26 protein-coding genes are annotated in these 23,450 nt (G+C 55.5%); 6 read left to right on the forward strand and 20 right to left on the reverse strand.

The genetic code is table 11. From position 1 onward, the window contains the following. Window positions 1-3 precede the first annotated feature (3 nt). Window positions 4-915 (reverse strand): FAD-dependent thymidylate synthase, encoded by a 912-nt coding sequence (gene thyX / locus ICT70_RS08190; RefSeq protein WP_337906810.1) that lies wholly within the window; start codon window positions 913-915, stop codon window positions 4-6. A 97-nt stretch (window positions 916-1,012) separates the two neighbouring features. On the opposite strand from thyX, the gene ICT70_RS08195 reads away from it, so the two are divergent. Then, a complete protein-coding gene (locus ICT70_RS08195; protein WP_191155407.1) occupies window positions 1,013-1,411 on the forward strand; it encodes a tautomerase family protein in 399 nt (132 codons plus the stop codon). A 20-nt stretch (window positions 1,412-1,431) separates the two neighbouring features. On the opposite strand, the gene ICT70_RS08200 is transcribed toward ICT70_RS08195, so the two are convergent. After that, window positions 1,432-2,778 (reverse strand): peptidoglycan DD-metalloendopeptidase family protein, encoded by a 1,347-nt coding sequence (locus tag ICT70_RS08200; RefSeq protein WP_191155409.1) that lies wholly within the window; start codon window positions 2,776-2,778, stop codon window positions 1,432-1,434. Window positions 2,779-3,219: 441 nt separating this feature from the next. On the opposite strand from ICT70_RS08200, the gene ICT70_RS08205 reads away from it, so the two are divergent. Further along, window positions 3,220-4,770 carry a DUF3373 family protein gene (locus ICT70_RS08205; RefSeq protein WP_191155411.1) on the forward strand — a complete coding sequence of 517 codons (1,551 nt, stop codon included), beginning with the start codon at window positions 3,220-3,222 and terminating at the stop codon, window positions 4,768-4,770. A gap of 138 nt (window positions 4,771-4,908) precedes the next feature. Here the strand turns inward: ICT70_RS08205 and ICT70_RS08210 are convergent, their stop codons facing one another. From ICT70_RS08210 to gluQRS, 17 genes are all read right to left on the reverse strand, one after another. Then, a complete protein-coding gene (locus ICT70_RS08210) occupies window positions 4,909-5,301 on the reverse strand; it encodes an ArsR/SmtB family transcription factor (protein WP_337906811.1) in 393 nt (130 codons plus the stop codon). Between the two features lie 143 nt (window positions 5,302-5,444). Then, entirely contained in the window at window positions 5,445-5,585 is a 141-nt protein-coding gene (locus ICT70_RS08215) for a hypothetical protein (protein WP_191155413.1), read from the reverse strand. 142 nt (window positions 5,586-5,727) lie between these two features. Next, window positions 5,728-6,090, reverse strand: coding sequence for a phosphoribosyl-ATP diphosphatase (locus ICT70_RS08220; protein ID WP_191155415.1), 363 nt, complete (start codon window positions 6,088-6,090; stop codon window positions 5,728-5,730). 16 nt (window positions 6,091-6,106) lie between these two features. Next, window positions 6,107-6,874, reverse strand: coding sequence for an imidazole glycerol phosphate synthase subunit HisF (gene hisF / locus ICT70_RS08225; protein ID WP_191155627.1), 768 nt, complete (start codon window positions 6,872-6,874; stop codon window positions 6,107-6,109). Between the two features lie 38 nt (window positions 6,875-6,912). Beyond that, entirely contained in the window at window positions 6,913-7,035 is a 123-nt protein-coding gene (locus ICT70_RS15110) for a hypothetical protein (protein ID WP_272977232.1), read from the reverse strand. 80 nt (window positions 7,036-7,115) lie between these two features. Next, on the reverse strand, window positions 7,116-7,844 hold the full coding sequence (hisA, locus tag ICT70_RS08235) for a 1-(5-phosphoribosyl)-5-[(5-phosphoribosylamino)methylideneamino]imidazole-4-carboxamide isomerase (protein WP_191155417.1): 729 nt from the start codon (window positions 7,842-7,844) through the stop codon (window positions 7,116-7,118). After that, window positions 7,844-8,467, reverse strand: a complete 624-nt coding sequence (gene hisH, locus ICT70_RS08240; protein WP_191155419.1) for an imidazole glycerol phosphate synthase subunit HisH — start codon at window positions 8,465-8,467, stop codon at window positions 7,844-7,846. The genes hisA and hisH overlap by 1 nt, the downstream gene beginning before the upstream one ends. A 201-nt stretch (window positions 8,468-8,668) precedes the next feature. Then, complete coding sequence (gene hisB, locus ICT70_RS08245; RefSeq protein ID WP_191155421.1) at window positions 8,669-9,259, reverse strand: imidazoleglycerol-phosphate dehydratase HisB; 591 nt, start codon at window positions 9,257-9,259, stop codon at window positions 8,669-8,671. 234 nt (window positions 9,260-9,493) lie between these two features. After that, the gene (gene hisD / locus ICT70_RS08250; RefSeq protein WP_420488577.1) at window positions 9,494-10,789 is read right to left on the reverse strand and encodes a histidinol dehydrogenase; all 1,296 of its coding nucleotides are present in this window, start codon (window positions 10,787-10,789) and stop codon (window positions 9,494-9,496) included. Between the two features lie 17 nt (window positions 10,790-10,806). Further along, a complete protein-coding gene (gene hisG, locus ICT70_RS08255) occupies window positions 10,807-11,469 on the reverse strand; it encodes an ATP phosphoribosyltransferase (RefSeq protein ID WP_191155425.1) in 663 nt (220 codons plus the stop codon). A 5-nt stretch (window positions 11,470-11,474) separates the two neighbouring features. Next, window positions 11,475-12,728 (reverse strand): UDP-N-acetylglucosamine 1-carboxyvinyltransferase, encoded by a 1,254-nt coding sequence (murA, locus tag ICT70_RS08260; protein WP_191155427.1) that lies wholly within the window; start codon window positions 12,726-12,728, stop codon window positions 11,475-11,477. A gap of 3 nt (window positions 12,729-12,731) precedes the next feature. Further along, entirely contained in the window at window positions 12,732-13,583 is an 852-nt protein-coding gene (gene prmC, locus ICT70_RS08265) for a peptide chain release factor N(5)-glutamine methyltransferase (RefSeq protein WP_191155429.1), read from the reverse strand. 3 nt (window positions 13,584-13,586) lie between these two features. Beyond that, the gene (gene prfA / locus ICT70_RS08270) at window positions 13,587-14,654 is read right to left on the reverse strand and encodes a peptide chain release factor 1 (RefSeq protein WP_191155431.1); all 1,068 of its coding nucleotides are present in this window, start codon (window positions 14,652-14,654) and stop codon (window positions 13,587-13,589) included. Between the two features lie 114 nt (window positions 14,655-14,768). Next, window positions 14,769-14,972, reverse strand: coding sequence for a 50S ribosomal protein L31 (rpmE, locus tag ICT70_RS08275; protein ID WP_191155433.1), 204 nt, complete (start codon window positions 14,970-14,972; stop codon window positions 14,769-14,771). A gap of 116 nt (window positions 14,973-15,088) precedes the next feature. Further along, complete coding sequence (gene rho, locus ICT70_RS08280; protein ID WP_191155435.1) at window positions 15,089-16,336, reverse strand: transcription termination factor Rho; 1,248 nt, start codon at window positions 16,334-16,336, stop codon at window positions 15,089-15,091. Window positions 16,337-16,694: 358 nt separating this feature from the next. Further along, the gene (locus ICT70_RS08285) at window positions 16,695-17,465 is read right to left on the reverse strand and encodes a membrane lipoprotein lipid attachment site-containing protein (RefSeq protein WP_191155437.1); all 771 of its coding nucleotides are present in this window, start codon (window positions 17,463-17,465) and stop codon (window positions 16,695-16,697) included. A gap of 71 nt (window positions 17,466-17,536) precedes the next feature. Beyond that, window positions 17,537-18,475 carry a tRNA glutamyl-Q(34) synthetase GluQRS gene (gene gluQRS, locus ICT70_RS08290; RefSeq protein WP_224746916.1) on the reverse strand — a complete coding sequence of 313 codons (939 nt, stop codon included), beginning with the start codon at window positions 18,473-18,475 and terminating at the stop codon, window positions 17,537-17,539. A 111-nt stretch (window positions 18,476-18,586) separates the two neighbouring features. Between gluQRS and ICT70_RS08295 the strand changes: the two genes are divergently transcribed. Beyond that, window positions 18,587-19,021, forward strand: coding sequence for an Rrf2 family transcriptional regulator (locus ICT70_RS08295; protein WP_191155439.1), 435 nt, complete (start codon window positions 18,587-18,589; stop codon window positions 19,019-19,021). 122 nt (window positions 19,022-19,143) lie between these two features. Next, window positions 19,144-20,256: a homoserine O-acetyltransferase MetX gene (metX, locus tag ICT70_RS08300; RefSeq protein ID WP_191155441.1), complete on the forward strand. Its 1,113-nt coding sequence runs from the start codon at window positions 19,144-19,146 to the stop codon at window positions 20,254-20,256. Window positions 20,257-20,299: 43 nt separating this feature from the next. On the opposite strand, the gene ICT70_RS08305 is transcribed toward metX, so the two are convergent. Then, entirely contained in the window at window positions 20,300-20,464 is a 165-nt protein-coding gene (locus tag ICT70_RS08305; RefSeq protein ID WP_191155443.1) for a hypothetical protein, read from the reverse strand. A 110-nt stretch (window positions 20,465-20,574) separates the two neighbouring features. Between ICT70_RS08305 and ICT70_RS08310 the strand changes: the two genes are divergently transcribed. Both ICT70_RS08310 and fusA read left to right on the forward strand, forming a co-directional pair. Continuing rightward, entirely contained in the window at window positions 20,575-21,387 is an 813-nt protein-coding gene (locus tag ICT70_RS08310; RefSeq protein WP_224746917.1) for a GPMC system MBL fold metallohydrolase, read from the forward strand. After that, window positions 21,384-23,450 (forward strand): elongation factor G, encoded by a 2,067-nt coding sequence (gene fusA / locus ICT70_RS08315; protein WP_191155445.1) that lies wholly within the window; start codon window positions 21,384-21,386, stop codon window positions 23,448-23,450. Before ICT70_RS08310 ends, fusA begins: the two co-directional genes overlap by 4 nt.

The raw sequence follows: 23,450 nt of genomic DNA on the forward strand, positions 1-23,450 counted from the left end.
TTCCTACCAGGGCGGTGTCAGGCCGAAACTCGCCAACTTGACCGCAAATTCTTTCGCCTCACGCGACAGGATCCGGCGTTCTTCTTTGTGCTTAACCCAGCCGCTTTTTGCGCACCAGGCGTCCGCCATTTCGGTCTGGCCATTCACCACCAGTGCCAACAGTTCCTGTTCTTGACGCGACAAGGTCATCTGTCCGAAGCGATAATCCTGAAACGCCTCCCAGGTCGCCGGTACCCACTGTTTGACAATCTTCTCGCCAATGGTTTCAGCGTAGCGGCGGATTTCAAGTTGGGCGTGACTGTCCATGCGCAAGGCCAGAAAATGCAGTAGATTATGCAGATCGATCTGCCAGAAGGCTTCGGTGTAGGTACTTAAGGGCAGGTCCTTGCGCGCCTGTTCGCGGGCCACGCCGGCGTCGAGGCGCTGCTGGTAGACCTGCTTGCTCAGACGATGCAACTCCTGTTCAGCGGCACTGAATCGTTCCCCTTCGTCCGACGCAAAAAAACCGCTGCTCCCCTGCTTGTTGTCCAGCGCCTGCTGCCGCCAGGCATTTGCCGGAGTCATCTGGGCGCGATCGATGGCGATGGAATAACGGGTGCTGTATTCGTTGACACTGGCGGTACGGTGGCGAATCCACTGACGCCAGGTATCCATCGGCACCCGAACATGGAGCTTGAGCATGCACATTTCAAACGGGGTCGTGTGTTGATGGCGGAGCAGATAACGGATCAGGGCGCGATCTTCAGACACCTTGCGGGTGCCATCGCCGTAGGAAACCCGGGCCGCCTGAACAATGGAAGAATCATTTCCCATGTAATCGACAAGACGGACAAAACCGTCGTCTAGTACGGGAAAAGCGTGACCAAGCAGTTTATCAAGATCGGGGCTGGACGAGCGCGTCAGTTGGGTTGTCACTTCTTAAATCCTCCGGCTGATGTTCCAATGAAATAGAACTGTGTTATAGTCTAGCGGTCAACAACTCGTCCCCACCTGACCAAAAATGGAGAATGTTATGCCTCACCTGCAATTTGAAATCAACCGTCCCCTGGAAGATCACGCCAAGATGGCCTTTGCCGAAAAAGTCCGCCAACTCTTTTCTACCATCATGGACACCGGCACCGACCATATCAGCATTTCAATCCGCGAATTCGGTACCTACAACCTGTCCATCGGGCGGGTGACAGGGCCGGAAAAAGGGGTCGCCCTGGTCAATGCCGATATCCGCGAGGGGCGTACCATCGAAAAGCGTCGCGAGCTGACCCTGGGTTTTATGCAACTGCTCCATGAGACCTGGGACATCCCTAAAGAGCACATGTACGTTACCATCACCGAACACAAGGGGGAGGACTTTCACCTGTTCGAGCGCTACCTGGCAAGCTGGCAGGAAGGGGAAGATCCGCTGGCCGATTGATCGCAACATCAGGATACGTTTTACTGACGGCTGGTTTCCAGCGCCGCAATCCGGTGACTGCCGTTTTCCATCACCGCAACCAGTTGCTCAACCAGTTGCTTAAAGTCGGTCCGCTTGTCTTTGGGAACCGATGCCGCCATGGGGATCTTGGCCGTGATCGGATTGACCGGCCGGCCGTGAACATGCAACTCGAAGTGCAGGTGGGGGCCGGTTGACCGCCCGGTGTTGCCGGAAAGAGCGATCCGTTCGCCACGCTTCACCGTCTGACCACGCTTCACCAGGATCCGGTGCAGGTGCAGGTAACGGGTAAGATACTGACTGCCATGCTGGACTTCGACATATTTGCCGGCATACGGATGATTCATTACCCGGGTCACAACTCCGTCACCCGTTGCCAGGATCGGAGTACCGGTGGGCATGGCAAAATCAACCCCGTTGTGGGGCTGAACCTGCCCGGTAATCGGATGCTTGCGAGCAGGATTAAAAGAAGAACTGATACGGTATTGGGCACCCATGGGATAGCGCCGGAAGGCACGGGCCAGACTTTCCCCGGTGGCATCGTAGTAGTTGCCGTCTTCAAACAGAAAAGCGGTGTGTTCACGCTGGCGGCGCAGAATCCGCACCCCCTCAATGCGACTCTGGCCGGTAAACTTCTCGCCGACAAACTGCCGGCTGCGTACCACCTGAAAGCGGTCACCGGCCCGCATATCACGGGCAAAGTTAAGGTGATCACGGAACAGGTTGGTAATGTTAGCCGTTTCCATCTCGCTTAAGCCGACACCGATAGCCGACAGATAAAAGCTGCCATTGATTTCACCATCGAGCAGCTGCTGCTGCCACTGGCCCGGATGGATCATCTCTTCATAACCAAAACTATTGTTGTCAAACCGGGAATAAAGCACCTGTTTACCCGGATCGATAAAGAGCTCCATGCTCAGCAACCGCGAACCATCCTCATCAAAGGTGAAGGTCAGATGCTGGCCGGGACGCAGCACATCAAGGGCCAGCAGTGACTCATCGGCCGCAAGAATCTGATACATCACACTGTGGATACCGAGGTGATCAAAGATGGTACTTAAGGTGTCCCCGTTAGTAATCGGATGGACTACGACACGCTCATCAACGGCTTCTGGAGCAGGGGGTACTTCGGGTTCTGCAACCGCTACCGCAACCACATCAGGACGCTCATCACGCGCCCGTTCTGCTGCCATATCACCACCGGCAGGGAGGTTCCGGCGCTGCGCGGGAATGGTGACAAAATAGCTGAGCAACCCAACCAGAATCACGGCGGCGAGGCCAAGGCGCAACAGGCGCTTGCGACGTATGGCTTTACGTTCCTGAGGCGATAAAATCCAGCTTGCATTCATAAATGACAACTCAATCGCTGCGAGGTCAACAGATAGCGGGACTGATAGAAATCTCTAACTTTCCACTTTACACGGAATCCATCATTATTTCCAGCCTTAAACTGCCGATGGGCAGATCCCTGACGATACCGGTTTTTAGCACAAGAGAACGGCGTCTGGCAATCAGGGCCAATCGAAACCCATCAGGACCGACTCACCTTGGTGCCCTTGGTGCCTTGGTGGCGAATCCCCTGCAGATTTACCCATCACATCAGAACGAACGCTCATCCATTTTTGTGTTGACCTATCGCGATATTTAGACATATAACCGCAAGTGATAATTTCTGCCACATTTGATCGGCTGCGAGTTGTATTGGTGCAAACAACCCATGTACGCTTTGCATCAGGTTCCTGCTACGAAACTGACCTGCCCGCAGCCCCCACCCACCACAAGGAGGAAAGATGAAAAAGGTACTTGGTATACTGGTGCTGGTCGGCCTGCTGGCTCTACCCCTCAGCGGCCTGGCAGCGACCCTCGAGGAACGCATTGAGGCGCTGAACCGTCAAACCATGGAACTCAAGCAGCAGCTTGAGCAGATCCGTCAGCAGCAAGCGCAGCAGGAAGAGTTCCTTACGGAAATCGACGAAACCATCTACGAAGACATGAGCAGCCGTTTTCAGTGGTCCGGTGATTTCCGCACCCGCTATGATTACTACAGCCGTGATCGTTACAACTCAGCCAACAACACCGTCACCGAAAAGAACGAGACCCTGTTCACCAACCGCCTGCGCCTCAACATGAGCGTCAGCGCGCTGGAGAATGTTGACTTCGTCGGTCGCCTCACCATGTACAAGGCCTGGGGCTTGCAAAACACCCCAAGTGACGGCATGGGTGGTACTATCGGCGGCTTCCCAGCGATCGATGGCAACTCCAGCCGCACCCCGACTGACGACAGGCTGCTGGTGGATCGCGCCATCGTCAACTGGAACAACATCGGCGGCAGCAACTTCTGGCTCTCCATGGGGCGCCGCCCGACCACCGACGGCCCTCCCAGCCAGCTGCGCCTGAACAACCCCAGCCGCATGGCCACCCCGGTCGCCTACATGGACTGGCCCTTTGACGGTGCCACCCTGGGCTACGCTTACGACAAACTCTTCGGCCTTGTCGATCTACCTGGCCGCATCCGCTTCTGCTACGGTCGCGGCTATGAAGCCGGTCTGGGTGAAAACAGCCTCAACGATACCGACTTCGCCGGCATCAGCTGGGATATCTACAACAAGAACAACCGCTTTATTTATCTGCAGTCGTATGTCGCCATGGAAGTTTTCAACTATCCCGACATGAACTCTATGGCAGTCGCTATGATTAGCGACCCTGCCCAAATGACTGTTAATACACCTATGGGTCCCATGGATATGTCGATGCCACGTCAAAACATTGGTGACATCTATCACACCTCCTTGCTCTACATGGACAAAATCCAGAATTTCAACTACTTCATCTCCGGTGCCTGGAGCCGTACCGACCCAAACAGCAAAGGCATGTTTAACGACCCATTTGCAGGCTCACCTAACACCGATTCGGAAAATGGCTATTCTATCTATATCGGTGGCCGTTTCGATATTCCCAAAAGCAACTTTAAGATTGGTGCGGAATACAACTACGGAAGCGAATACTGGATTGGCATGAGCCCGGGCCATGACGATATGTACGCTTCCAAACTCGCCACTCGTGGCCAGGTTGTTGAAGTTTATGGCATCTATGACCTGCCCGGCAAAGCGGTGGCGAAGCTTGGTGCCGCCAGCTTCCGCGTCGGTTACCAGCACTATCGCTATGATTACACCGGTTCTCTTGACTGGAACACCAAACCGTATGAAATTGACAGTGCAGCAGATCGTGCACAAGCAGCGATGATTGGGCAGCTGCTTGCACAAACACCTGCTGCAGGTTTTGCTCCCGCCATGGTTAAGTCAGCTGACCAGGTCTACGTCAGCTTCGACGTTAAGTTCTAAGAGCCACGAACACTGCAGTATCAGGCATGACGAAAAAAGCCGGACCCTTTTTAAGGGGTCCGGCTTTTTTATGGATAATTTGGATCAAAGCACCAGCAACAACCGATGCACGTCGGTACCGCCGGAAAAGTTGACAACTTAACGTAGGGCGTGAGCTATGTCTTTCGTGGCGATACACTGGTCCTGGGCACCAAAGCGCTTATGGATGCAGTTCATGATATCACCCAGCGCCGGCTCGGCGATGCGATAAAAGACCTTGCGCCCCTGGCGTTGGTTGTCAAGAAAGCCGCGATCCTTCAAGATGCGCAGATGATCAGAGACCATATGGCTGGGCAGATCACAGGCCCGCGCCAGTTCACCGACCGACTCTTCATGATCAAGCAGAATCTCGACAATCCGCAAGCGGTGAGGATGGGCCAGGGTGCGCAGGCATTCGGCGGCCAATTCCATCATCTCCAACGGAATCAGCTGCTGTTGCTGGGGCTTGCTACCTGCGGCAGCGACCTGACTGATAATTGTTGTCGTACCCACGTTTCACATCCTCTCTCAAATAAAAGCTTTTGCAGAATGATCAGCACCACATTGCACCACAAAAGATCCAGACGGTTGGCATTCAGCACACCGATAGGGGCATGCTGAAGTTTAATTTGAAAAAATATCACAATTTTTGCTCTTTACGCAAGTTTTCTTTGTTTTGTAGCCACGGCATCCTGCTGGTACTGACATTTTTTCACTGTTTTTTCAAGGAGTTGCCGTCTGAGTTGGTGGGGACGTTGGTCGTTGGTGGCAGGTTCGCTCGACAGCGTTTTGGTCATGAGATCTCCCGCGAAACAGGATCAAAAAAATCACCCTGAGGGCCCATCAGACGGTTACCAGCCGTAGATGATGGTGGGAAAGTCTCAATGATTTTCGGGAAAGAATCAAGCGGACAGAATATCTGACATGTGACATGTTAGATCAGCTGTCTGATCCCTCAGACAGCTGTCGCGAAGCTTTCTCGTCGATACCGGAAACCCCAAAACGCCGGCGCAGTTCGGCATAGATTGTTTCCGGTGGCAACTCGTAATAGCCAAGCAGCACCAGTAGATGAAAAATCAGATCAGCGGCTTCATAGACCACCTCATCGGGGTTTCCTCCCTTACCGGCGACCGCTGTCTCGGTGGCCTCCTCGCCGATTTTAGCAAGGATCTTGTCGAGCCCCTTGTCATACAGGGATTTTACGTAGGATTTTTCCCCGGGTCCAAGCTGCTTGCGCTCAAGGATGATCTGATAGACCGCTTCAAGGATATCGGGATGGGGGGAGGTATTATCTGAACTCATGCCATTCCTGCTTTCATCAGAGACGAACCACAACACCATGCTCGCGCAGATAGTCTTTGCACTCGGCGATGGTATATTCCTTAAAGTGAAAAATCGAGGCCGCCAGAGCCGCGTTGGCACCCCCTTCAACGAAACCGGCGCGGATATGCTCAAGGTTACCGACGCCGCCGGAGGCGATCACCGGAATAGGGACCGCGTCGGCAACGGTACGGGTCAGGGCGATATCGTACCCCTGCTTGGTACCGTCACAATCCATCGAGGTCAGCAGAATCTCGCCGCAACCATAGTCTTCCATCTGCCTGGCCCAGGCCACCGCATCAATACCGGTCGGCTTGCGGCCACCGTGGGTGTAGACCTCCCAGGCTGCCGGATCGCTGCCGGGCACGCGCCGGGCGTCGATGGCCACGACGATGCACTGACTGCCAAAGCGCTGCGCTGCCTCCCGCACCAGTTCAGGGCGCTGGACCGCCGCTGTGTTGATCGATACCTTGTCGGCACCGGCATTGAGCAGGTTGCGGATGTCGGCGATCTCGCGCACTCCGCCACCCACCGTCAAGGGCATGAATACCCGTTCGGCGGTACGGGCAACAACATCGAGGATAATGCCGCGGTTATCGCTGCTGGCGGTGATATCGAGAAAGGTCAGCTCATCCGCCCCCTGGGCGCAGTAGGCCTCAGCCGCCTCGACCGGATCACCGGCATCGCGCAGATCGACAAAGTTGACTCCTTTGACGACCCGACCATCTTTCACATCGAGGCAAGGAATAATCCGTTTAGCGAGCATCAAGGTTTCTACCTTTTTCGTTTAGGGTTCTTGCGCTGTCAACTATTGAGGTCATTCATGGCTTCATGGTCGGTGATCAAGACCGGTTCTTTAGAATCGTGCAGATCCGCCAGAATTCTGGTGGCCTGACGTTTCAGGTTGGTAACAAGCTCGACCTTCATAGGAAACCTCCACCCTTCCAAAGTGACACTATTCTATCACTTTGTTTCCATGAATACCAGGCTGGCTCGTCAATCAGCCGTCAACTGCCTTTGGTCAGAGCAACCGCCGCGCGCAGGTCAAGGGCGCCGGTATAGATCGCCTTGCCGGTAATCACGCCACTGACGCCGGAGGCTTCGATGGCCAGCAGATTGCGGATATCCGCCAGGGAGGACACCCCGCCCGAAGCAATCACCGGAATACAGATCGATTCAGCCAGAGCTTTAGTCGCTTCAATATTGGGGCCCTGCATCATACCGTCACGAGCGATATCGGTGTAGATGATGGCCGCCACTCCGAACCCTTCCATCTCTTTTGCCAGCTCGGTCGCTTTTTTTTCAGTCACATCGGCCCAGCCCCGGATGGCGACCAGACCCTCTTTGGCATCAATACCGACCACAATCCGCCCCGGGAACAGACGGCAAGCCTCTTGCACCAGGGCCGGATTCTCCTTGGCGACAGTCCCCAGAATTACCCGCTCGATCCCCAGCTCAAGGTAGGCTTCGATGGTTGCCAGATCGCGGATGCCGCCGCCGAGTTCAGCCGGAATATCGATGGCCGCAACAATCGCCTGGATCGCCTCGCGGTTCTTCGGCACCCCGGCAAAGGCCCCATCGAGGTCAACGATGTGTAAATACTCGCCACCCTGCTCCTGCCAGATGCGCGCCTGGGCGGCCGGATCATCATGATAGACCGTATCCTTGTCCATCAATCCCTGCTCGAGGCGCACACAGCGCCCGTCTTTTAAATCGATTGCCGGTAGAATAATCACTACAACTCTCCAAAATTACGAAATATCTTAAGGCCCAGGTCCTGACTTTTTTCCGGATGAAACTGGGTTGCCATGATGTTGTCACGCCACAGGGACGCGCAGAATTCAATAGCGCCATAACGACAGCCGGCAGCAACATCCTTCTGATCTTCTGCGGCACAATAGTAGGAATGGACAAAATAGACGTAACTGCCGTCGGCAACCCCCTTGAACAGGGGGGAGGGTTTGCGCAGGTCCAGGGTGTTCCACCCCATGTGCGGCACCTTGAGACGCTCCCCCTGCTCAACCATGTCAGCAGGAAAACGCACCACCCGCCCGGGAATCAATCCCAGCCCCTGGTGGCGACCAAACTCCTCACTCTCGTCAAACAGCATCTGCATGCCGACGCAGATACCGAGCAGCGGCTTGCCCTTGTCAATATGTTCGAGCAACGGCGCAACAAAACCACCCTGGCGCAGATTGTCGATACAATCACGAAAGGCGCCGACCCCCGGCAGCACGACCTTATCAGCGCTTACGATATCCCGTGGATCACCACTGATCCGCGCTTTTAAACCCAACCGTTCAAAGGCATTGGCAACACTGCGCAGATTGCCCATTTCATAGTCGATAATGTTGATCATTGTTCAACTGTCCACTCTTAAGTATCCAGCAACATTGCAGGCAGGGCTTGTGGTTTCCATGACGAGGGTGTCTGTCGCCATGGATGGCGACAGTCAAGCGGCCATGGATGGCCCAAAGGAAACTGTCGCGTCCCTCGGATTGGATGCCACAAGACCGGCCTGCAAATGCAGTAGCTGCCCGTCAATTGGCACAGGTCAATATCACTCCAATGTGCCCTTGGTCGACAACACCCCCTCGATCCGTGGATCGATACTGGTGGCTTCATCCAATGCCCGGCCGAACGCCTTGAAAATCCCCTCGATGATATGATGGAGGTTGTCGCCATAGGCCAGGTTCACATGGATATTGGCGCCGGAATGGTTGCAGAAGGCGACAAAGAACTCTTCAACCAGTTCGGTATCGAATTCACCAACCTTGGCTTTGGGCAACGCGACATTAAACACCAGAAACGGGCGCCCGGAAAAATCGATCACCACCGACGCCAGGGCCTCATGCATCGGCATGGTCGCCCGGCCGAAACGCCGCACTCCGACCTTGTCACCTAAGGCCTTCTTGAAGGCTTCGCCAAGGACAATGCCGAGATCTTCCACCGTGTGATGGGCATCGATCTCAATATCACCACTGGCCTTGACCCTCAGGTCAAAAAAACCATGACGCGCCACCGCACTGAGCATGTGATTAAAAAAGGGCACCGGACTGTCGATCTGATGCTGACCGCTACCGTCCAGATTCAAGGTGAGACGGATGGAGGTTTCCTTGGTTTGCCGCTCAATCGTGGCTGATCTGGTCATAATATCCTCTTTTCGAAGCATACATTTTTACCACAGAGACACTGAGACACAGAGTTTTTTAAAATCATAAACTTTATACAAAAGCCCCTTTATTCGTCATTCCCAAAGCCTTTCTTGGTGCTCTTGGAGCCTTGGTGGCTAACAAAAAAACTATAAAATAGTGCCACCAAGACACCAAGGGCTCCAAGAGGAACAAAAACTCAAGCTTTTCTCTGTGTCTCAGTGTCTCTGTGGTTAATCTGGATCATGCAACCGCAACGACACCGATCGCCCATGCGCCTCCAGCCCTTCCAGCTCGGCCAGATGAACAACCTCTTTACCCAACCGTTTCAAACCATTGGCAGAGAACGAGATAATACTCGATTTCTTGACGAAATCTTCCACCGACAAGGGGGAGAAAAAACGTGCCGTACCGCCGGTGGGCAGGGTGTGGTTCGGTCCGGCCAGATAATCCCCGGCCGCTTCCGGGGTATGGTGCCCCATGAAAATGGCTCCGGCGTGGCGGATTTGGGGCAGGATGGCAAAGGGATCAGCTACCGCCAGTTCGAGGTGTTCGGGGGCGATGCGGTTGGAGAAACGGATCGCTTCAGCCAGATCAGCAGCAATAATGATCGCACCATAAGCGTCAATCGACTTGCGCGCGATACTCTCACGCCGCAACTGCTGCAGCTGCTTTTCCACCTGTTGCTGCACCGCCAGCGCCATCTGCTCACAGCTGGTGACCAGCACCGCCGAGGCCAATTCGTCGTGCTCCGCCTGCGACAACAGATCAGCAGCGATGTGGGCAGCGTTACCGCTGCCGTCGTTGATGACCAGAATCTCGCTCGGCCCGGCGATCATATCGATACCGACCTGGCCGAAGACCTGTTTTTTTGCCGTCGCCACATAGATATTGCCCGGCCCGGTGATCTTGTCGACCCGCGGCACACTGGCGGTTCCATAAGCCAGGGCCGCCACGGCCTGAGCCCCACCAATCTTGAATATCCGGTCGACACCGGCGATGGCAGCCGCTGCCAGCACAAAAGGGTTGGCCTCGCCACCCGGCATCGGCACCGTCATGATGATTTCGGAAACTCCCGCCACCTTGGCCGGGATGGCATTCATCAGCACCGAGGAGGGGTAGGCCGCTTTACCGCCAGGCACATAGATACCGACGCGCTCTAATGGAGTGACCATCTGACCGAGGAGGACGTCATCTTCTTCGGTTGACAGCCAGGTCTGCTGTTTCTGCTTCTGGTGGTAAGCGCCAATGCGCCGCGCCGCCAGCTCCAGCACGGCCAATGAACGGGGGTCGATAGAGGCTTTAGCTGCGGCCATTTCTTCCCGGGTCACCTCGATGGAGGCGGCCGACAACTGCAACCGATCAAACCGTGCGGTCAGTTCAAAAACCGCCTCATCCCCCCGCTGACGCACAGCGGCAATAATCTCTTTGACCGTCTCTTCGATACCGGCAGGAATTTCATCCGCGCGCTCTTCAATGCGGCGAAAGCGCTCGTAAAAATCGCTATCGCTGAACCTCAATATGTTGATCATCCCATGCTCCGTCGCTATTGCGAAATTCTTACCTCATCGCCGATCACCTTTTCCAGACCATCGATAATCGCCCTGATCCGCTGATGTTTGGTCTTCAAGCTGGCGCGATTAACAATCAGGCGACTGGTAATTTCAGCGATGGTTTCTACCTCTACCATGTTGTTGGCTTTGAGAGTACCGCCGGTGGACACCAGATCGACGATCCGCTCGGATAAACCGACCAGGGGGGCCAGCTCAATGGAACCATAGAGCTTGATCAGCTCCACCTGAATGCCACGGGCGGCGAAATAGCGTTCGGTGATATTCGGGTATTTGGTGGCGACACGGATATTGGACCAATTCAGCGGATTGTCGGAATTTTCCATTCCCTTGGGTTCAGCCACCACCAGGCGGCAGTAACCGAACTTGAGGTCGAGGGGCTCATAGAGCTTCTTCCCCTGCTCAAGCAGGGTATCCTTGCCCACCACCCCGAGATCGGCACAACCGTATTCCACATAGGTCGGTACGTCGGTGGCGCGCACCGCCATAAAGCGCAGCTTCAGTTCAGGATTCTCGAACACCAGCTTGCGGCTGTTCTCGTTCATCTCCGGACAGGTGATGCCGATCTTGCTGAACAGCTCCATCGAATCCTGCATAATCCGCCCCTTGGGCAGGGCAAAGGTAATCCAGTCATTCATCAGCATTACTCCCGTTCACGCCGGATGCGGGCACCCAGCGTCGCCAGTTTTTCCTCAATCCGTTCGTAACCACGATCAAGATGATAAATCCGCGACACTTCCGTCGTGTTCTCAGCGGCCAGCCCCGCCAGAATCAATGAGGCACTGGCGCGCAGATCGGTTGCCATCACCGGCGCGCCGGTCAACTGCTTCACCCCGCGAATCATCGCACTGTTGCCATCAATCTGGATATCCGCACCCATGCGCTGCAATTCACAGACATGCATAAAACGATTTTCAAAAACCGTCTCCGCGATCCGGCTGCTGCCCTCGGCGAGGGTCATCAGGGCCATAAACTGGGCCTGCATGTCGGTCGGAAAACCAGGAAAAACACTGGTCCGGATATCGACGGGCGTCGGCTTCTTCGGCCCAATGACCCGTAAGGCATCGCCCTCTTCACTAATGCGCACGCCGGCCTCAATCAATTTGCTGATCAAGGCTTCAAGATCCTTACGCAGCGCGCCCCGAACCAGAACATCGCCGGCGGTCATAGCGGCGGCAATCATAAAGGTACCGGCCTCAATGCGATCGGGGATCACCTGACAATGGAGGGGATCCAAACGATCAACACCCTGGATCTGGACGATGGCGGTACCGGCGCCTTCAATTTTGACCCCCATGCTCATCAGCGCCTGCGCCAACTGTACCACTTCCGGCTCACGCGCGGCGTTTTCCAGCACCGTTTCCCCTTGCGCCAGGGCCGCTGCCATCAGCAGATTTTCCGTCCCCCCGACCGTCGGCAGGTCGAAAGAAATCCGTGCACCGCGCAAGCGTGGCGCAGTGGCCTCGACATAACCGTGGTCGATATGGATCTTCGCCCCTAACGCTTCGAGCCCTTTCAGATGCAGATTGATCGGCCGCGCACCAATGGCACAGCCGCCGGGCAGACTGACCCGGGCATGGCCGCAACGCGCCAGCAGCGGCCCCAATACCAGCACCGAGGCGCGCATGGTTTTAACCAGATCATAGGATGCCTGGATACTCTCGATGCGCCGGCTGTCGATGCGGCAACGGTGATTGTCCAGCGTCACCTCAGCACCCAGTTCACCCAACAGCTTGATTGCGGTACTGATGTCACGCAGTTCCGGCACATTACTGATCTCGCTCACGCCGTCGGTCAACAGGGTTGCGAACAGCAGCGGCAGGGCAGAATTTTTCGCGCCACTGACCTGAACCTCACCGCGCAGGGGCACACCACCATTGATGACAATTTTATCCACGAATCATCCGTTCCTTTGGCCGCCGACCACCCGTGGATGACCACCGTAGTCGTGACGTAAAAATAGCTCGGTCAAGCCCGCTGCTGCGAACAAGGCCGTGACGGCATCCCCTTGATCGGCGCCGATTTCCACCAGCAGCCAACCGCCGGGATGAAGGCAATCATCCGCCTGAGCGGTCAGACGACGATAACAATCAAGCCCGTCCACTCCGCCCAGCAGCGCCAGTGCCGGTTCATAATCGCGAACTTCCGGCATCAACTCATCCCACTGTGCTGTCGGAATGTAAGGGGGGTTAGACACAATCAGGTCAAACCGCCGCTTTGGCAAGGCCGCCAGATCGCCGTTAAGCAGTTGGCCGCGCTTTTCCAACGCATGTGCAGCAAGATTGTGCCGGGCAATGTCCAGAGCTGCCGGCGAAATATCGATACCGACCCCCTGCCAGCCGGGCAATTCCTTGAGCAGACTGATAAGGATAGCACCACTGCCGGTCCCGACATCAAGCAGGACACCATGAGCAGCACAACGCTTGAGAGCTTCCTCCACCAACACTTCGGTATCGGCACGCGGTACCAGCACCGCCGGCGTCACCTTAAGCGGCAGCGACCAGAATTCCGTGCTGCCCAGCAAATATTGCAAGGGTTCGCGCTGACCACGACGCTTAACCAGTGGACGAATCGCCCCCAGTTCGCTGGTTGTCAGCGGCCGATCATAATTCAGATAGAGACCAACCCGATCAAGGCCTAGCTGGTGGGCCAGCAGCAACTCGGCGTCAAGGCGCGGGTTGTCAACCCCTTTTTCAGTGAAGTAACTGGTCATCCAGCGCAGCAGTTTCAGCAATGTCCAGCGTTCACTCAACCGTTACGACTCCTGATGGCTCATCAGTCGGGTTTGATGGTCGGCGATTAACGCCTCAATAATCTCATCCACATCCCCCTGCATGATCGCCTCAAGCTTGTACAGGGTCAGACCAATGCGGTGATCAGTACAGCGCCCCTGGGGGAAGTTATAGGTACGAATCCGCTCACTGCGATCGCCGCTGCCAACCTGGCTCTTACGATCGGCAGCAACTTCGGCCTGCTGCTCGCGCTGCATCTGCTCATAGATGCGCGATTGCAGCAGTTTCAGCGCCTGCGCCTTGTTTTTGTGCTGAGACTTTCCCTCCTGGCAGGCAACAACGACGCCGGTGGGGATATGGGTCAAGCGCACCGCCGATTCGGTTTTATTGACATGCTGGCCACCGGCACCGGACGAGCGGTACAGGTCGATGCGTAAATCGGCCGGGTTGATCTCGATATCGACATCCTCAACCTCAGGCAGAACCGCCACAGTACAGGCTGACGTGTGGATTCTCCCTTGTGTTTCCGTGTCCGGCACGCGTTGCACCCGATGGGTGCCGCTTTCAAACTTTAAACGCGAATAGACCCGCTCACCGCTGATCTGGGCAACGACCTCTTTAAAACCGCCGCCGTCGGTTTCCGACAGGCTCATCAACTCCACTTTCCAGCGATTGCGTTCAGCATAGCGACTGTACATGCGAAACAGGTCGGCAGCAAACAGGGCGGCTTCGTCACCACCGGTACCGGCACGAATCTCAAGAATAATGTTTTTTTCGTCGTTGGGGTCTTTAGGCAGTAACAGCAGCCGCAGCTCTTCCTCGATCTGCTCCTGCTGCGCTTCAAGCTGCTCCAGTTCAGCCGCGGCCAGCTCCTTCATCTCCGGATCGCTGTCGCCAAGCAGTTCCTGATTGTCAGCAATGTCGCAACAAACCTGCTTATAGCGATGGTAGACCGCGACCACTTCGCTGAGATCAGCGTGCTCTTTGCTCAGCTGCCGATAGCGCTTCTGATCGGCAATCACCTTCGGCTCAGAGAGCAGCCCTTCGACCTCACGAAAACGATCTGCTACATCTTCCAGATTGGCAAACATAGGATTCTTTCACACCGCTGAGGAAGGTGAAGGCCCTGCCGGTACAATCATCCGGCGGCACCATAAAAAAAAGCGGCCCCTTGACCCGGGCCGCTTTTCTAAGATCTTAGCCGATTACTTCTGGGCGTACTTCTTGCGGAAGCGTTCGATCCGACCGGCGGTATCAATCAGCTTCTGCTTTCCGGTATAAAACGGATGGCAAGCCGAACAGATTTCCGTGTGGATTTCCTTACACAGGGTTGAGCGGGTTTCAAAGGTGTTGCCACAGTCACAGCGAACCGGGCTCACATCGTACTTGGGGTGGATTCCATCTTTCATCGTTTTTCTCCTTGGCGACCTGGCTTGGGTACAGGTCGGTAAAATTGCCATAAACAATTGGTCTTGATAACACTTTTAGCAGGTGTGGGCAAGCATTTTTCTGTCAAGAACCGCCCTTACTGATTCATCGAGTCGAGAAACTCCTGATTGGTTTTGGTTTCCGCCATCTTTTCCAGCAGAAACTCCATCGTGTCGACGGTATTCATCGATGTCAGCACCTTACGCAACAGCCAGATACGCTGCAAATGGCTTTCATCAACCAGCAACTCTTCGCGGCGGGTACCGGAGCGATTGATATCCATGGCCGGGAAGGTGCGTTTGTCAGCCAGACGGCGGTCAAGGTGCAGTTCCATGTTACCGGTGCCCTTGAACTCTTCGAAAATAACCTCGTCCATCTTGCTGCCGGTATCGATCAGAGCGGTAGCAATAATGGTCAGGCTTCCCCCCTCTTCAATGTTACGCGCGGCACCAAAAAAGCGCTTCGGCTTGTGCAGAGCGTTTGCGTCCACCCCACCGGAGAGAATCTTGCCGCTGGAAGGCACGATGGTATTATAGGCGCGCGCCAGGCGGGTAATGGAATCGAGCAGAATCACCACGTCGCGTTTATGCTCGACCAGGCGCTTGGCCTTTTCTATGACCATCTCGGCAACCTGGACGTGACGGGTCGCCGGCTCGTCAAAGGTCGAGGAAATTACCTCACCATTGACGTTGCGCTGCATATCCGTTACCTCTTCCGGGCGCTCATCAATCAGCAGCACAATCAGAAAAACCTCAGGGTGATTGGTGGCGATGGAGTTGGCGATATTCTGCAGCAACACCGTCTTACCGGTGCGTGGCGGAGCGACAATCAGACCGCGTTGCCCTTTACCGATGGGTGCGAGCAGATCCATCACCCGGGTTGCTTTGTTGTCAGGGGAGGTTTCAAGGATCAGGCGTTCTTCGGGATAAAGAGGGGTAAGATTATCGAAAAAGGTCTTTTCGCGCATCTTAACCGGATTCTCAAAGTTCACCTCAGAGACCTTGAGCAGGGCGAAGTAACGCTCCCCTTCCTTGGGCGGGCGAATCTGCCCCGACACCGTATCGCCGGTACGCAGAGCAAAGCGGCGAATCTGCGACGGCGAAATATAAATATCATCAGGCCCGGGCAGATAGTTGGCATCCGGTGCCCGTAAAAAACCGAAACCATCAGGCAGGATTTCCAGCACCCCTTCGCCAAAAATGGCGTTCTTCTGGGCTGCGGTAGCCTTGAGAATATTGAAGATCAGATCCTGACGGCGCATACCGCCAATTTCTTCCAGGCCAAGTTCCTTGCCCAAAGCAATCAGATCCGTCATTTTCTTTTGTTTGAGTTCTTTCAGATTCATAAAAGGTTCTCCGGTATTGACCGACAAGACAGGTGCCGACGACATATCTGTATTACCTGCAACAACAGGCCGCAACAGATCGGTTTAAAACTGTAGGGGTGGGTTTTATTAATTTGTCAGTGTGTAAGTCAGGGCTCTTTTTGGTCCAGGTTTGTATGCTATCGATGGTTGGTCTTATTTATATGTTAGGGGCACAACGGATTATATCTATCCAAACCACACGTGGTGCAGGAACGACACAGCGGGCCGGGCGCTCAAATGTTCGCGCTTTTTGTGCTTTTACCCGCTTTATCATCCCTTGTCAACCAGGAAGATACAGTTTTTGCTGCTGACCACTACGGATGTCTCAAAAAATATCCTAACGCAGAGAGTCCAGCAGACCGGGGCTGATCGCCGCGACAATTTTCGCAAAAAGCTCAGCGTACATGCGCGAGGGCTCAGGGCTAGCACCCCCTTCATCGTCGGTAATATAGCGCTCCGCACCGGCAACACTGATGTTTTTGACATGAACCTGGTTGGTCCGATTAAAGTGTGCTTCATCAAAATCCGGATATTGCAGATTGATCGCCATATAGCTGTCGGCGCCAGTCAACTCCCAGAGAATCTGGCCGTCACGATCAACGACCCTGGCGGTGGCCTGAATACTGCTGTAGGTTGTGCGCAAACTTTCCAGTCTGGTACGCGAACGCCGGTTTTCTTCAATCTGTTCACCGGAAAAGACCACGACCAGCAGCGCATCAACAACATTCTGACGCGTCAGGGCCGACACCGTTGCCGGGTCAAATTGATAGCCCAACGGGCGACCGCTGTCATCGTAGCTAGCGCCACCGGCCAGCAACGACAAAGCCGTCATGTCAGCAGGGATATCAAGGGCGCGCACATCAAAGTAGCCCTTCTTCGCCCGCAATTGTTCCGTCAGCAGATAGTGCTTGTTCTGTGCCGAGAGTTGAAGCAGGTCGTAAACTTCATCACTGTGGGGATAATTGATCGGTCTGCTGTCGACCAGGATCGGCACCACCCCCAGCACCTGCACGCGGGACTGATATTCGCGCTTTGGGATATTGTAGGTACCACTGCTGCAGGCAGCAAGGAAGAGCAGGACAACAATGGCAAAAACAACTCTTTTCATTTTATGCTCCATGAACGAAAGGGTTCAGTAAGGTGCAGAATAACCTTCTTTGCTTAAAAAACAAACACCAATCAAAGCTCAAGGGGGCGATTTTCCCGCCCGACGCGGCTGATGGAGAAGTTCGCAAGCCCCCAGCCCAGAACCTCGTGCGGGGTTGCATCGAGCAGCTCAGGCGGCGGGGTCTGACCAAGAAAAGCGAGGGCCCGCCACAACTGAGCGGCGCCATTGACCTGGTTGATCAGGGTATAATCACCATCGCGTTTGCTGAGTTTTTGCCCGTCAGCACCCAGCACCAGCGGGTGATGAAAATAGGCCGGTGGCTCAGCCCCCAGACAATGATAGAGCCGGATCTGCCGCGGGGTTGAAAACAGCAGGTCCGCACCACGGACAACATGGGTTACCCCGGCATCCATGTCATCGATCACCACTGCCAGCTGGTAGGCAAAAACCCCATCGGCGCGATACAGGACGAAGTCACCAACCTCACGCTCCAGATTCTGGCGTTGTTCTTTCTGGATGCCATCAACAAAGTGAATGTCGCGATCCTCAACCCGCAGACGGACTGAGCGCTCACGCCGGCTACCGCGAACGCCATGGCGGCAGGTCCCCGGATAGATCGGGCCTTCCTCACCGGGATGTGGAGCACTGGCGAGAATCTCACGGCGACTGCAGCCGCAATCAAACACCAACTGCCGATAGCGCAACTCCTCGAGAATGCTTTGATAACGCTCAAACCGCGTGCTTTGGTAAACGACCGGACCATCCCACTCAAAACCCAATTCTTCGAGCAACAGCAGCAGCGCAGCGGCGGACCCGGCAACAACCCGTGGCGGGTCGAGGTCTTCGATCCGCACCAACCACCGGCCACCCGTCCGGCGGGCCTGAAGATAACTGGCAACAGCGGCCACCAGAGTGCCAAAATGGAGTGGCCCGGTAGGACTGGGAGCAAATCGACCGATGACAGGGGAATGGGAGTGAGGTACAATCGCGGTCATAAACTTAATAAACATGGTTAAGATTCTTTACAGCAGCAACAGCAATCGGTTAATTATAGCAGAAGTACCCGGAAAAAAACCATCCGGCAAAAAGATTCAACGTATCTGTTTTGGGAGGATCATCGAGTGGTCATTACACGCGCAACTGAGTATGCCATCAGAACCATCATTTACCTGGCTCAACAGCCCCGCGACCAGGTGGTTCTGAAAAAGGACATCTGCCGCACCCAGGGCGTAACCCCGGCGTTTTTAACCAAAATCCTGCAACCACTGATCAAAAGCGGCATCGTCAGTTCTCAACGCGGGGTCGGTGGGGGGTTTTTATTGGCAAAGGATGCGGAGCAGATCACCCTGCTCGATATTTTCCAGGCCCAGGAAGGGGATCTCAAACTCAACCACTGCCTGATCGACTCCGAGTTTTGTGCCCGCGATGCCTTCTGTGCTGCCCATGAAGTCTGGGAGGAAGCACAGCAGGCACTCTCCAAGGTACTGCTGTGCCACAGTATCGCTGACATCGTTCGCCGCCAGGAGGAGAAGCTCAAAGCATTAGACAAGGCCTGATGGGTCACCATGAAAGGCCCTCCCAGATCGGAGGGCTTTTTTTGTTTCTGGTTTTACGAGTCTGAAACTTGCCCGCTTTCGGAGCTTCTGAAGGCCAACAAACTAATATAAGGGTTGTTTCATTGGAACAGAGTGTCGGCCTGGTCACAACTAAACAATTAAATATCAATACCGAGCTGCGCCTTGAAAGCGGACGACTGCTCGGCCCCTTGACCATCGCCTATGAAACCTACGGCACCCTGAATCGCGATGGGTCCAATGTTATTCTTGCTACCCATGCCTGGACTGGTGACGCCCACGCCGCCGGCTACCATACGCCGGAGGATCGCAAACCGGGCTGGTGGGACAACATGATCGGCCCCGGCAAAGTGCTGGATACTGACCGGTATTTTGTTATCTGCAGTAACACCATCGGTTCTTGCAAAGGATCTACCGGCCCGACCAGCATCAACCCCCGCAGCGGCAAACCGTACCGCCTCAAATTTCCGGTACTGATGATACGCGACATGGTGCGCGCTCAGAAACTACTCCTTGATCATCTCGGCATTGGCAGTTTAAAAGCTGTCATCGGTGGCTCCATGGGGGCCATGCAGGCGGTCGAATGGGCGATTCACTATCCCGATATGGTGCGCTCCATTGTTCCCATTGCCGGTACCGGCCGCACCTCGCCCATGGCCATTGCCCTGAACGCCCTGGCACGACAGGCTATCTACAACGATCCGCTGTGGAAAAAAGGGAATTATCCCATCGAACATCCGCCCGGGGATGGCCTCGCCTTGGCACGAGCGGTGGGTCACATCTCCTTTTTGTCTGACGCTTCCATGTGGCTTAAGTTTGACCGGCGCTTTTCTGTGCGCGACGGGATGTTCGATTTTTTCGGTCAATTTGAGATCGAACGGTACCTTGAATATAACGGCGGCACCTTTGTCGAAAGATTTGACACCAACTCTTTTCTCTACCTGGCAAAGGCCCTCGACCTGTACGATATCGCCTGGAATTTTGATTCTCCCAGTGACGCCTTAAGCCATCTGCATTGCCCATCCCTGTGGTTTGCCTTTACCTCCGACTGGCTCTACCCCCCCCAACAGACCGAAGAGGTCGTCAACGAATTGCAGCGTCAGCACAAACCGGTCGAGTACCACTGTATCCCTTCCGACTACGGTCATGATTCCTTTCTGGTGGAACCGGAAAAATTCATCCCCTTGCTGCAGAACTTTCTCGATCGGATCGAGTGACGTTCATTGTTCATCAAACAGCAGGCAGGATGCCCTGCGACAATCACTTGTCATTAAACAGATCGAGCTGCTTGAACTTGATTTCTTCCGGGTCAAAGGGGCGCTGCCGATAACGCGGACAGGACAACAGCAGCATATCTTGTGGCTGCTTGCAATGATGGATGCAACGGCGACACAGCTTGTTGATTTCCGGCTCTTCTTTTTTCACAACGCCTCCACCCTGGTTGCCAGTCAATCTGTTCTTGTCTGTCACCAATTCAAAGTGTTAGATTGCCTGACGATTTATCTGTTTCTCTTTCGTCATGGATACCTCTGACCATGCCAACAACCGCCCTGAACATTGTTCTGCTCGGCACAGGTACAAGTACCGGTATTCCGGTGGTGGGCTGTCGTTGTCGTGTCTGTTGCTCTGCTGATCCTCATAACCAGCGAACCCGCTGCAGTGCCCTGCTCAGCTGCGGGGGGCACAATCTGCTCATCGATACCGCAACCGATCTGCGTCAACAGGCACTGCGGGAAGACATCCAGCACATCGACGCCGTTCTCTATACCCACTGCCATGCCGACCATGTCCACGGCATTGACGATCTGCGCGGCTTCAACGTGCCCGGTGGCAACCCCATCCCGCTCTACGCCGACCCGCAGACCCTGATCAGCCTGCGTAGAAATTTCAAATATATCTTCGACCCGTGCCAGCCGCCCGGCTATGTGCCCAAACTAACGCTGCATCCGCTTGCAGGCCCGATGGACCTGTTCGGCCTGGAGATCATTCCCATCCCCCTGCGTCATGGCGCGCAGCCGGCAACCGGTTATCGTTGCGGCCCCTTCGCTTATCTAACCGACTGCAACCGGATTCCCGACAGTTCCCTGGCGCTGCTCAAAGGGTTGGAGCTGCTGGTCCTCGATGGTTTACGCTTCAAGCCCCATCCCACCCATTTTAACATTCCCGCGGCGGTTGCCATAGCCCAATCAATCGGAGCCAAACAAACCCTGCTGACCCATTTGAGCCATGACGTCGATCATGCAGGTGTCGATGCCGACTTGCCCGACGGTATCAACCTTGCATACGATGGACAACGGTTTTCCTTTGATGTGCCATACCATTTTCTCCCCGCAACAGGTGATCCATGACCCTCTCACAGCTTGAACGGATTCGTAATTTCGGCATTATCTCGCACATCGACGCCGGCAAAACCACGGTTTCCGAGCGGATGTTGTTCTATACCGGGGAAATCCACAAGATGGGCGAAGTCCACGACGGCATGGCGGTCATGGACTGGATGGAGCAGGAACAGCAACGCGGGATTACCATCACCGCCACCGCCACCCGCTGCCAGTGGAACGACTATACCTTTAATATCATCGACACCCCCGGCCATATCGATTTCACCATCGAGGTGGAGCGCTCCCTGCGCGCCCTTGATGGTGCCGTGGCGATTTTCAGCGCCGTCGAGGGCGTCCAGCCACAGAGTGAGTCGGTATGGCGGCAGGCCGACCGCTATCAGGTACCGCGCATCTGCCTGATCAACAAGATGGATCGCATCGGCGCCGATCATGAACAGGTCCTTGACGCCCTGCAGACCAAGCTCCAGGCCCGACCGGTGCTGCTGCAACTACCCATCGGCAGTGAAGAACATTTCGTCGGCGTGGTCGATCTGATCCGGCAACAGGCGATTTATTTTGATGTTGATGATCTCGGTCGGACCCTCGAATACCACGAGATTCCACCGCAGATGATTGACGCCACCCGGCGGCAGCGCGAGCTGCTGCTGGAAACCGCCGCGGATTTTGACGACGCGATCCTCGCCGATGTTCTGGATAACAAGCCGATTGCGTCAGAACGCCTGTTGGCCGCTTTGCGCAGCGGGGTTCTTGCCTGCCGGATTTTTCCGGTAGTGCTCGGCTCAGCCCTGCGCAACAAGGGCATTCAGCCGCTCCTCGATATGATCTGCGCGCTGCTCCCCTCCCCCCTTGATGCCCCACCCGCACCGGCAACACAGCTGCAAGACGGCACAGAGGTATGGATTGAGACCTCACCGGACGGCCCGGTCTGCGCGCTGGCGTTCAAGGTGTTGGCCGATGAAGGGCGCAAACTGACCTACCTGCGCATCTATTCCGGGCGCATTGCCCCGGGGGAGGTGCTCCACAACAGCCGCACCGACAGCGATGAAAAAATTGCCCGCCTGTTCCGCATGCACGCCCATAAACGTGAGCGCATTGATGAGGCCGGCGCCGGCGACATTGTCACCGCCACCGGCTTAAAAGGGGTACTGACCGGCGATACCTTAAGTGCGCCGGACACCCCCTTACAACTGGCCGGCCTGAGCTATCCGGAACCGGTTGTCTGTCTGGCAGTTGAACCAAAAACCGTCGATGACCGCGACAAGCTCCCCCTGGCGCTGGAGAAACTCCAGTGGGAAGACCCCACCTTCAAAGTCAAGGAGGATCCGGAAACCGGCCAGACCCTGCTGACCGGCATGGGGGAACTCCACCTCGAAGTCGTGGTACAGCGCCTCAAAACTGATTTCGGCGTTGAGACCCAGACCGGTCGGCCGCAGGTCGTCTATCGCGAAACCATCCGCTGTGCCTGCCGGCACCATGAAGTATTTGAACGCGACATCGAAGGGAAAACCCACTATGGTGAAGTCACCATCCAGCTTAACCCGCAGCCACGCAAACAGGGGCTTCAGATCGACCTCCCGGCAGAAGTCCTCGCTCCCTGGCCGCCCGAGATGGCCCAACGGATCAAAGAACAACTGTATCAGGCCTGCCAATCCGGCCCGGTCGCAGGCTACCCCCTGACCGACCTGACCCTGACCCTGACCGCCGCCCCCTACGACAGTCACCGGGTAACGGATCTCGGTATTGCAACCGCCATTTCGCGCGCCATCTACCAGGCCTTACGGGACAGCTCTTTGACCCTGCTCGAACCGGTCATGGCCCTGGAACTGACGGCACCCTCCGACTGTACCGGCCGGGTCATGAGCAGCCTCCAGCAGAAACGTGGTCAGATCGAGGGCATCACCTCCCGCCCCGGCCAGGATGTTATCCGCGCCGGCGTACCGCTACTGGAAATGTTCGGCTATATGACCGAGTTGCGCAGCGCCACCAAAGGCCGGGGAAGCTTCACCATGGAGTTTTCCCACTTTGAACAGGCGCCGGCACAGACCCTCGGAAAGTTTGGCCTGAAATAA

It is taken from the genome of Pelovirga terrestris, from assembly GCF_014773365.1.
Lineage (GTDB): Bacteria > Desulfobacterota > Desulfuromonadia > Desulfuromonadales > Geopsychrobacteraceae > Pelovirga > Pelovirga terrestris.

What these genes read in the sequence shown, in the direction of transcription:
- ICT70_RS08215 (WP_191155413.1), bottom strand. Translation starts at nt 5,585, where the DNA reads ATGACCAAAACGCTGTCGAGCGAACCTGCCACCAACGACCAACGTCCC.
- ICT70_RS08220 (WP_191155415.1), bottom strand. Translation starts at nt 6,090, where the DNA reads ATGAGTTCAGATAATACCTCCCCCCATCCCGATATCCTTGAAGCGGTC.
- fusA (WP_191155445.1), top strand. Translation starts at nt 21,384, where the DNA reads ATGACCCTCTCACAGCTTGAACGGATTCGTAATTTCGGCATTATCTCG.
- gluQRS (WP_224746916.1), bottom strand. Translation starts at nt 18,475, where the DNA reads ATGTTTATTAAGTTTATGACCGCGATTGTACCTCACTCCCATTCCCCT.
- ICT70_RS08200 (WP_191155409.1), bottom strand. Translation starts at nt 2,778, where the DNA reads ATGAATGCAAGCTGGATTTTATCGCCTCAGGAACGTAAAGCCATACGT.
- rho (WP_191155435.1), bottom strand. Translation starts at nt 16,336, where the DNA reads ATGAATCTGAAAGAACTCAAACAAAAGAAAATGACGGATCTGATTGCT.
- hisH (WP_191155419.1), bottom strand. Translation starts at nt 8,467, where the DNA reads ATGATCAACATTATCGACTATGAAATGGGCAATCTGCGCAGTGTTGCC.
- hisG (WP_191155425.1), bottom strand. Translation starts at nt 11,469, where the DNA reads ATGAATGACTGGATTACCTTTGCCCTGCCCAAGGGGCGGATTATGCAG.
- ICT70_RS08310 (WP_224746917.1), top strand. Translation starts at nt 20,575, where the DNA reads ATGCCAACAACCGCCCTGAACATTGTTCTGCTCGGCACAGGTACAAGT.
- hisB (WP_191155421.1), bottom strand. Translation starts at nt 9,259, where the DNA reads ATGACCAGATCAGCCACGATTGAGCGGCAAACCAAGGAAACCTCCATC.
- ICT70_RS08205 (WP_191155411.1), top strand. Translation starts at nt 3,220, where the DNA reads ATGAAAAAGGTACTTGGTATACTGGTGCTGGTCGGCCTGCTGGCTCTA.
- rpmE (WP_191155433.1), bottom strand. Translation starts at nt 14,972, where the DNA reads ATGAAAGATGGAATCCACCCCAAGTACGATGTGAGCCCGGTTCGCTGT.
- prfA (WP_191155431.1), bottom strand. Translation starts at nt 14,654, where the DNA reads ATGTTTGCCAATCTGGAAGATGTAGCAGATCGTTTTCGTGAGGTCGAA.
- ICT70_RS08285 (WP_191155437.1), bottom strand. Translation starts at nt 17,465, where the DNA reads ATGAAAAGAGTTGTTTTTGCCATTGTTGTCCTGCTCTTCCTTGCTGCC.
- ICT70_RS15110 (WP_272977232.1), bottom strand. Translation starts at nt 7,035, where the DNA reads ATGAAGGTCGAGCTTGTTACCAACCTGAAACGTCAGGCCACCAGAATT.
- hisF (WP_191155627.1), bottom strand. Translation starts at nt 6,874, where the DNA reads ATGCTCGCTAAACGGATTATTCCTTGCCTCGATGTGAAAGATGGTCGG.
- ICT70_RS08195 (WP_191155407.1), top strand. Translation starts at nt 1,013, where the DNA reads ATGCCTCACCTGCAATTTGAAATCAACCGTCCCCTGGAAGATCACGCC.